Source organism: Comamonas sp. FG99 (assembly GCF_057808605.1).
The window spans coordinates 41,725-48,397 of sequence record NZ_JBMDII010000040.1 but is presented as its reverse complement, the minus strand read 5'-3'; the positions used below and the strand labels follow the sequence as shown (position 1 = coordinate 48,397).

4 protein-coding genes, 1 tRNA gene and 2 pseudogenes are annotated in these 6,673 nt (G+C 58.8%); 2 read left to right on the top strand and 5 right to left on the bottom strand.

Features of this window, described 5'->3' with window-relative positions:
• Positions 1–127 precede the first annotated feature (127 nt).
• Positions 128–203: transfer RNA gene (locus ACODRX_RS21555), tRNA-Lys, on the top strand.
• Between the two features lie 366 nt (positions 204–569).
• Positions 570–1,787 carry a multidrug effflux MFS transporter gene (locus ACODRX_RS21550; protein WP_488873590.1) on the top strand — a complete coding sequence of 406 codons (1,218 nt, stop codon included), beginning with the start codon at positions 570–572 and terminating at the stop codon, positions 1,785–1,787.
• A gap of 175 nt (positions 1,788–1,962) precedes the next feature.
• Here ACODRX_RS21550 and ACODRX_RS21545 read toward each other — a convergent pair whose 3' ends face one another.
• From ACODRX_RS21545 to ACODRX_RS21525, 5 genes and pseudogenes are all read right to left on the bottom strand, one after another.
• Complete coding sequence (locus ACODRX_RS21545) at positions 1,963–2,598, bottom strand: alpha/beta hydrolase family protein (protein ID WP_488873589.1); 636 nt, start codon at positions 2,596–2,598, stop codon at positions 1,963–1,965.
• Positions 2,595–3,806: a hypothetical protein gene (locus ACODRX_RS21540; RefSeq protein WP_488873588.1), complete on the bottom strand. Its 1,212-nt coding sequence runs from the start codon at positions 3,804–3,806 to the stop codon at positions 2,595–2,597. The genes ACODRX_RS21545 and ACODRX_RS21540 overlap by 4 nt, the downstream gene beginning before the upstream one ends.
• 196 nt (positions 3,807–4,002) lie before the next feature.
• Positions 4,003–4,143: pseudogene (locus ACODRX_RS21535) on the bottom strand (transposase domain-containing protein); the annotation flags it as partial.
• Between the two features lie 5 nt (positions 4,144–4,148).
• Positions 4,149–4,337 (bottom strand): annotated as a pseudogene (locus ACODRX_RS21530) (IS701 family transposase); the annotation flags it as partial.
• Between the two features lie 141 nt (positions 4,338–4,478).
• Positions 4,479–6,419, bottom strand: coding sequence for a DEAD/DEAH box helicase (locus tag ACODRX_RS21525; RefSeq protein WP_488873587.1), 1,941 nt, complete (start codon positions 6,417–6,419; stop codon positions 4,479–4,481).
• Positions 6,420–6,673 lie beyond the last annotated feature (254 nt).

Here is a 6,673-nt window from a genome sequence, read left to right as displayed (position 1 = left end):
GAGCAGCGGACTCTTAATCCGTTGGTCGAGTGTTCGAGTCACTCAGGGCCCACCAGCTTTTCAGGCGCCTGCCTTGCGGCAGGCGCGCACATCAGCCGTATGCCACAGCGGTCACGGCAGCGTTTTCGGGCTCTTAGCTCAGTTGGTAGAGCAGCGGACTCTTAATCCGTTGGTCGAGTGTTCGAGTCACTCAGGGCCCACCAAGTCACCACGCTTGGACATCAAGGATCTGGCGAGCAATCGCCAGGTCCTTTTGTTTTTGCCGCGATAGCAACTCCCCCCGCGATACCATAGCTGCGCGCCCGCCTACTGCAGGCCGTCCGCCACGGCGGGCGGGTTTCAGTTAACCTCGCAAGCATCCGGCAGCACCCCGCTGCGCTGAGCCCGGCCGGCGCCCGACTCTCACGGGCAGCGCCCCGCACAGGCTCCACCTACCCGAAACACCACCGCGCAGGCGCGACGATTGCGCCCGCGCGGCCCCGCTTGAGTCCATGAGCACACCCACCGACAAGGCGGCGACGCAGCAGGCGCCCGCCCACACCCCCTCGCCTTCATTGCCACATCCTCCCATGCATGCTGGCGCCACAGCGCCGCAGTGGGCGCTGGTCATCGTGCTGGCGCTGCTGGGCATGCTGGGGCCGTTTTCCATCGACACCTACCTGCCAGCCTTCGGCAGCATGGCGCAGTCGCTCTCGGCCAGCCCGCTGCAGATGCAGCAGACCCTGTCGGCCTACCTGTTCGCCTTCGCGTTCATGAACCTGTTCCACGGCGCGCTGTCGGACAGCCTGGGCCGCCGCCCGGTGGTGCTGTGGGGCCTGGCCGCGTTCACGCTGGCCTCGGTGGGCTGCGCGCTGGCGCAGGACATCGGCCAGCTGATCTTCTTTCGCGCGCTGCAGGGCGCCAGCACCGGCGCGGGCATCGTGGTGTCGCGCGCGGTGGTGCGCGACCTGTTTCCGCCGGCGCAGGCCCAGCGGGTGATGAGCCAGGTAACCATCTTCTTCGGCGTGGCACCGGCGGTGGCGCCCATCATCGGCGGGCTGCTGGTGGCCCATTTGCACTGGACCGCGATCTTCTGGTTCCTGACCGGCGTCGGCGCCTTCCTGTGGCTGTACAACTACCGGCTGCTGCCGGAAAGCCTGCCGCCGGCCATGCGCCAGCCCTTCGACATCGGCAACCTGCTGCGCGGCTACTGGGAGCTGTGCAGCAGCCCGCGCTTTCTGCTGCTGGCCATCGCCAGCGGCATACCGTTCAACGGCATGTTCGTCTATATCCTGTCGGCGCCCACCTTCCTGGGCACGCACATGGGCATGCAGCCCACGCAGTTCTTCTGGTTCTTCTGCTGCACGATCGGCGGCATCATGGTGGGCGCCTGGGTCAGCGGCCGGCTGGCCGGCAAGATCCCGCCCAAGCGCCAGGTGCGCCATGGCTTTCTGATCATGTTCGTGGTGTCCATCGTCTACCTGGGACTGAACATCGCCTTCAAGCCGCACCCCTCGTGGGCGCTGTTTCCGCTGGGCATCTATTCATTCGGCTGGGCGCTGATGACGCCGGTGGTCACGCTGATGGTGCTGGACCTGCACCCCGAGCGCCGCGGCCTGGCCTCGTCGCTGCAGGCGGTGGTGTCGTCGGTGGCCAACGGCGTGGTGGCCGGCGTGGTGGCGCCGCTGGTGATGGATTCGACCGTGCTGCTGGCCATCAGCTCGGTGGCGATGATGCTGATCGGCCTGCTCAGCTGGGTGTACTTCCACCACCGCTGGCCCGATATCGGCCGGCACGCGGCGCACTAAGAGCGGCTTATATGAAAGCCTCGCGGATTACAACTATGAACCGCCCCGGGTATGAATTGACCTCCCTCGTCAGACCTTTTTGGCGATACTTGACACCCACATAACGTGACACGTGGCCTAGAACGGCCCAAAAGCGGTGGTTTGAACTTCGGCGAGAGAAACCAGCGTTTTGCAATTATTTATTCATCCAATCATTGATAATTTTCCAGGTATCGGGCTGAGCTGTAGAAAATTCATGTCCACCTGGTACCGTATCAATCGTAAGATTTCCATTTTTCCAAGAAGTCGGCATATGTTCAATAAGAGACATTCGATCATTCTTTGCAAAAATTACCAATGTTCGCATATCAGTCTTTTTCATACTTAAAATGGCTGCTTGATCATTATCGAAATACTCTCCTAGAAAATATCTTTCAAACTTCTTTTGATATTCTATATTTACGGAGCCAGATAAATAATTTGCTTCTGATTTTTCATCTATCCATGCACTAGGGGATTGATGCTTTAAAAACGGCGCAACCAAGATAATTTCTTTTGGATCGTTGAAAATATCGCCCAAGGATACGGCAGGAAGCGCACCAAGGCTCTCTCCGTAGATCACAATCTTTTCTTTGTTTTGAGAGCTCGATTTCAAGTACTCAAAAACTGCAGCGGCATCTCTTTGGAAGGCGGTTTTTGGACCGAAGTTGTATAGGCGTCCAGACACATCAGCTCCACTGCCTATGCTTCCGCTATAATTAATCGCGAGAACACTCCAATTGAGTCTAAGAAATTGGCGAATAGAAAATGGAATTTTCTCAATGTTGTTCAAAGGGCCGCCACCAAAAAAATTATTAGCCCCTTACTTTGGATTGGGCGAATAAGCAAACCGTATACCGGCCAATTCTTCGATCCCATAGTGACGTAGCCAATCGTATTCTTGGGCGTTCTAGTGTCTTCCGAGAAACAGGTTTGCTCCACTGCCCCTTCGGGAGTCGCAACAATAATGCTTTTGCTTCCGTCGATCTTTTTTATTATTTGAGCATGAATTCCGACTGGGGAAATACCAACACTTTGAATATAGTTATTATTGCTGCTTTTGCCATTTACGAATGTTTGAATTCTCTCATCAAATTCTTTTGATACATTCAATTGTATTTTCGAGCCATTGAAATATCCAAGGAGAGTACCATCCTTGGGAGATATCACAGGCTTAGCGAATGGCATGTCACCAATTGATTTGAAATTATCCGAAGAACCCTTGGCTATTGCACCTTTGGCAACTATCAGTGCCGTATTCGAATCAAAGGGAGAGGGTGATTCATATACTATTTGTGAGCTCGAAACTTCTCGCCATTTGGTTGTTGAATCTTTTTTGATACCGTCTACAACCGTATATAAATGCAAATCATTGAAATCTTCAAAAATCGCCCCAGCTACTGCGTTAGATTTTAAAAAAACACCTGCAACTTCTTGATGATTGAAACCATTAAGGGCTTTGATTCGGAGGGTTTCAAGTTGGTCATTTTCTTGCTGCGCCGAAATGGAGTCTGTCGGCCCCACCCTCATAACAGTCAATGCAATATCTCTGCTATGTAGTCTGACTTGATCTACAATCTCCCCTTTTGACATGGCGGAATTTAAATCTATTTTTAATAGATTATTATTATTCTCGATAGCGAACAATGATTGGTCACTTTCACCCCAACTCATTAGTCTTATTCCAGCCATTGACGATATGCCAATCAAACAACCATTAAATGATTTTTTCGATAGGGCACATTGAACATTGAGAATATTCAGATGGGTTCCGTCAGGGACTGGCGAATAGTCGCGACTTATGTTTTGATCGAAAACCACAAATCTCCCTTCCGGGGATACGGCTACATTCTCGCCTTCTGTCCTGCATAGTTCATTAGCATTTGCCTGATATGTCTGTGCTGTGGATTTAGCCGACTCTATACTGGATCTACTATGCATAGCAAAACCAATACAGATGCCGACCAAACCGGCTAACAATACATATGCTCTAATTTTCACAGAGTTTTCGGCCTAATTAACCCGCTCTTCTGATAATCTCCGACCCCCTACCAGTGTCACTCCAATGATTTTGTTCGCCGTCAAGCCAGGTCCGTTCATCAAGAGTTCCCAAGACCTTCTAAAGCTTGAATCATTGTAAGCAGTCAATCAACCACGCCCGTGCGCGTGATGTCGGAGCCGCTGCGCGCGGCGAGGCCTACATGCCGCAGAGCTCAATGTTACAGGGCAGCAGCGCCTCGTAGTCATCGACGGCCTGCGCTAGCGGCAGCTTCTTGAACAAGGCGACGAGGTACCGATAGGGCTCGACGTTGTTGGCCTTGGTTGTCTCGATCAGCGAACTATGCACACGCTGCGCAACATCTGGGTGTCGGTGCACTCGGCCTTGGCCACGACCATGGGCTGCGCGCTCTTGCGCGATAGGAGGAGTATCAAGCCCGTGCAGTAGCCTCGAAGCCCCGCGTGCCGATCCGCGTGACTCAAGCCTTCGCTCAGGAGCTCCATGTAGCAGTCAAAGCGCTGGGTTGCATTCATCGCCCCTTCTGCATGAAGTCGAAAAGATCGAATTGTGACATTTATGACATAGTAAGACCAAAAGAAAAGCAGCCAGCGCCCGTCACCAGGCGCTGGCTGCTTTTTTGGCTATTGCAGCTATTGCGCGGCGCTTACCGCCGATCAGCGGTGCTCGCTGCGGGCCTTGCCGCCTGCGGGTACATAGGGCCGGCCGCCGCCCGGTGCGCGGCGCGGCGCTGCCTGCCCGCCGCGGCTGCCACCACGCGGATCGCCATGGCGGTCGCCGCGCTCGAAACGGTTTTCAAAACGGCGTTCGCCCGGCTGCTCGCGGCGCTCGAAGCGCGCATCGCCGCCCGCCGGACGGTGATCTTGCCGGAAGTCCGGGCGACGGTCTTCGAAACGCCCCTCGGGACGGCCCTCGAAGCGGCCGTCAAAGCGCGCATCGCGGCGGCCCGCGCCCGCATCGCCGAAGCCCGGCTTGCGGCCATAGCCGTCATGGTCGCGGCGCGGGCCAAAGCCGCGCTCGCCGCCACGGTCACTACGGCCGCCACGGTCGGCACCGAAGCCGCCGCGCCCTGCCGGACGGCCGCGGTCACCACGGCCACCGCCGCGCGGGCCTTCGTTGCGGCCGCTGGGGAAGCGCTGCGTGGGCTCCAGGCCCGGCACCACATCGGTCTTGAACTGCTGGCGCGTGAAGGCCTCGATATCAAAGATGCGGCGGCGGTCGCGGAACTCGGCGAAGGTGATCGCCAGGCCGCTGCGGCCCGCGCGGCCGGTGCGGCCGATGCGGTGGGTGTAGTCCTCGGCCTTCATCGGCAGGCCGTAGTTGAAGACGTGGGTGATGGTGGGCACGTCGATGCCGCGCGCCGCCACGTCGGTGGCCACCAGGATCTGCACCTGGCCGTTGCGCAGCGCCATCAGGCGGCGGTTGCGCAGGCCCTGGCTCAGCGCGCCGTGCAGCGCCACGGCGGCAAAGCCCGACTGCTGCAGGTCACTCGCCAGCCCGTCGCACTCGATCTGGGTGCTGGCAAAGACAATGGCCTGGTTGATCGAGGTGTCGCGCAGCCAGTGGTCGAGCAGGCGGCGCTTGTGGTCGGAGTTGTCGGCCCAGAACAGCTTTTGCTCGATGTTGGCGTGCTTTTCCTGCGGCGTGGCGATCTGGATCTTCTTCACGCTGGCGCCGTTGTCGTGCATCACGCGCATGGCCAGCTGCTGGATGCGCGGCGCAAAGGTGGCGCTGAACATCATGGTCTGGCGGCGGGCGATGGTGAGCTGGTTGATCTCGGCCAGGTCGTCCGAGAAGCCCAGGTCGAGCATGCGGTCGGCCTCGTCCACCACCAGGAACTGCACCTGGTCGAGCTTGATCTGCAGCGAGCGCTGCAGGTCGAGCAGGCGGCCGGGCGTGGCCACGACCAGGTTGGCGTTCTGCAGCTTGGCGATCTGCAGCTGGTACGGAATGCCGCCCACCACGTTGGCGATGCGCAGGCCCTTGCAGTGGCGCACCAGCTCGATCGCGTCATGCGCCACCTGCTGGGCCAGCTCGCGCGTGGGGCACAGCACCAGCGCGCCCGGCTGCGCGGCCTTGAAGCTGCGCGGGCTCAGCGGGTTCTTGCGCTTGGGGCGCTTGGGTGCCGGCTGGCCGCTGGCGGCGGCTTCGGCGCACAGGCGCTCGTACTCGGCGCGTTCGGCCGCATGGGCCGCGGCCTGCTGCTGGATCAGCGTGTGCAGCACCGGCAGCAGGAAGGCCGCGGTCTTGCCGCTGCCGGTCTGGCTGGAGACCATCAGGTCGGTATGGCTGCCGGCCTCGCCTTGCATGGCCAGCGGAATCGCCTGCTCCTGCACCGCGGTGGGCTGGGTGTAGCCCAGCTCCTGCACCGCCTGCAGCAGCTCGGGCGCCAGGCCCAGCTCGGCGAAGCGATTGGGCAGCTCGGGCACTTCGGCCTGGGCTGCGGCGATGGCTTCGGCGCCACCATCGAGGGCATCGTCGGCGGCCAGCGCAGCCTGTGCGGCCACCTGGTCCAGCGCGCTGGCGCTACCGCCATCCAGGGGAATAGAACGTTCTGCAGGCGCGGCATCGCCCTGCACGGAAAAATCATGCGTCATCATTGAGCTCGAAAAGCAAGGGACAGCGCATGCGCAGGCAAAGGCCTGGGCATGGCACCGATCCGGATGGTTTCAAATACATCAACCATCAAACGGAACCGGCTTCAGAAAAAAAGCAGGTGGGCTGTTCTATCTAGCCAAGGTTTGCGCCTTGCTGGGAGCCCGATGAATGAAGGGAGATGTGCGTGCTATCCGCCGCGCAATCCATGCGCACTGGCGGGTAGCCCGCAATTATCGCACAAAGCCGGGTTTTC

Excerpts from the sequence above, each read along its gene's own strand:
- ACODRX_RS21525 (WP_488873587.1), bottom strand. The coding sequence starts at position 6,419 with ATGACGCATGATTTTTCCGTGCAGGGCGATGCCGCGCCTGCAGAACGT.
- ACODRX_RS21550 (WP_488873590.1), top strand. The coding sequence starts at position 570 with ATGCATGCTGGCGCCACAGCGCCGCAGTGGGCGCTGGTCATCGTGCTG.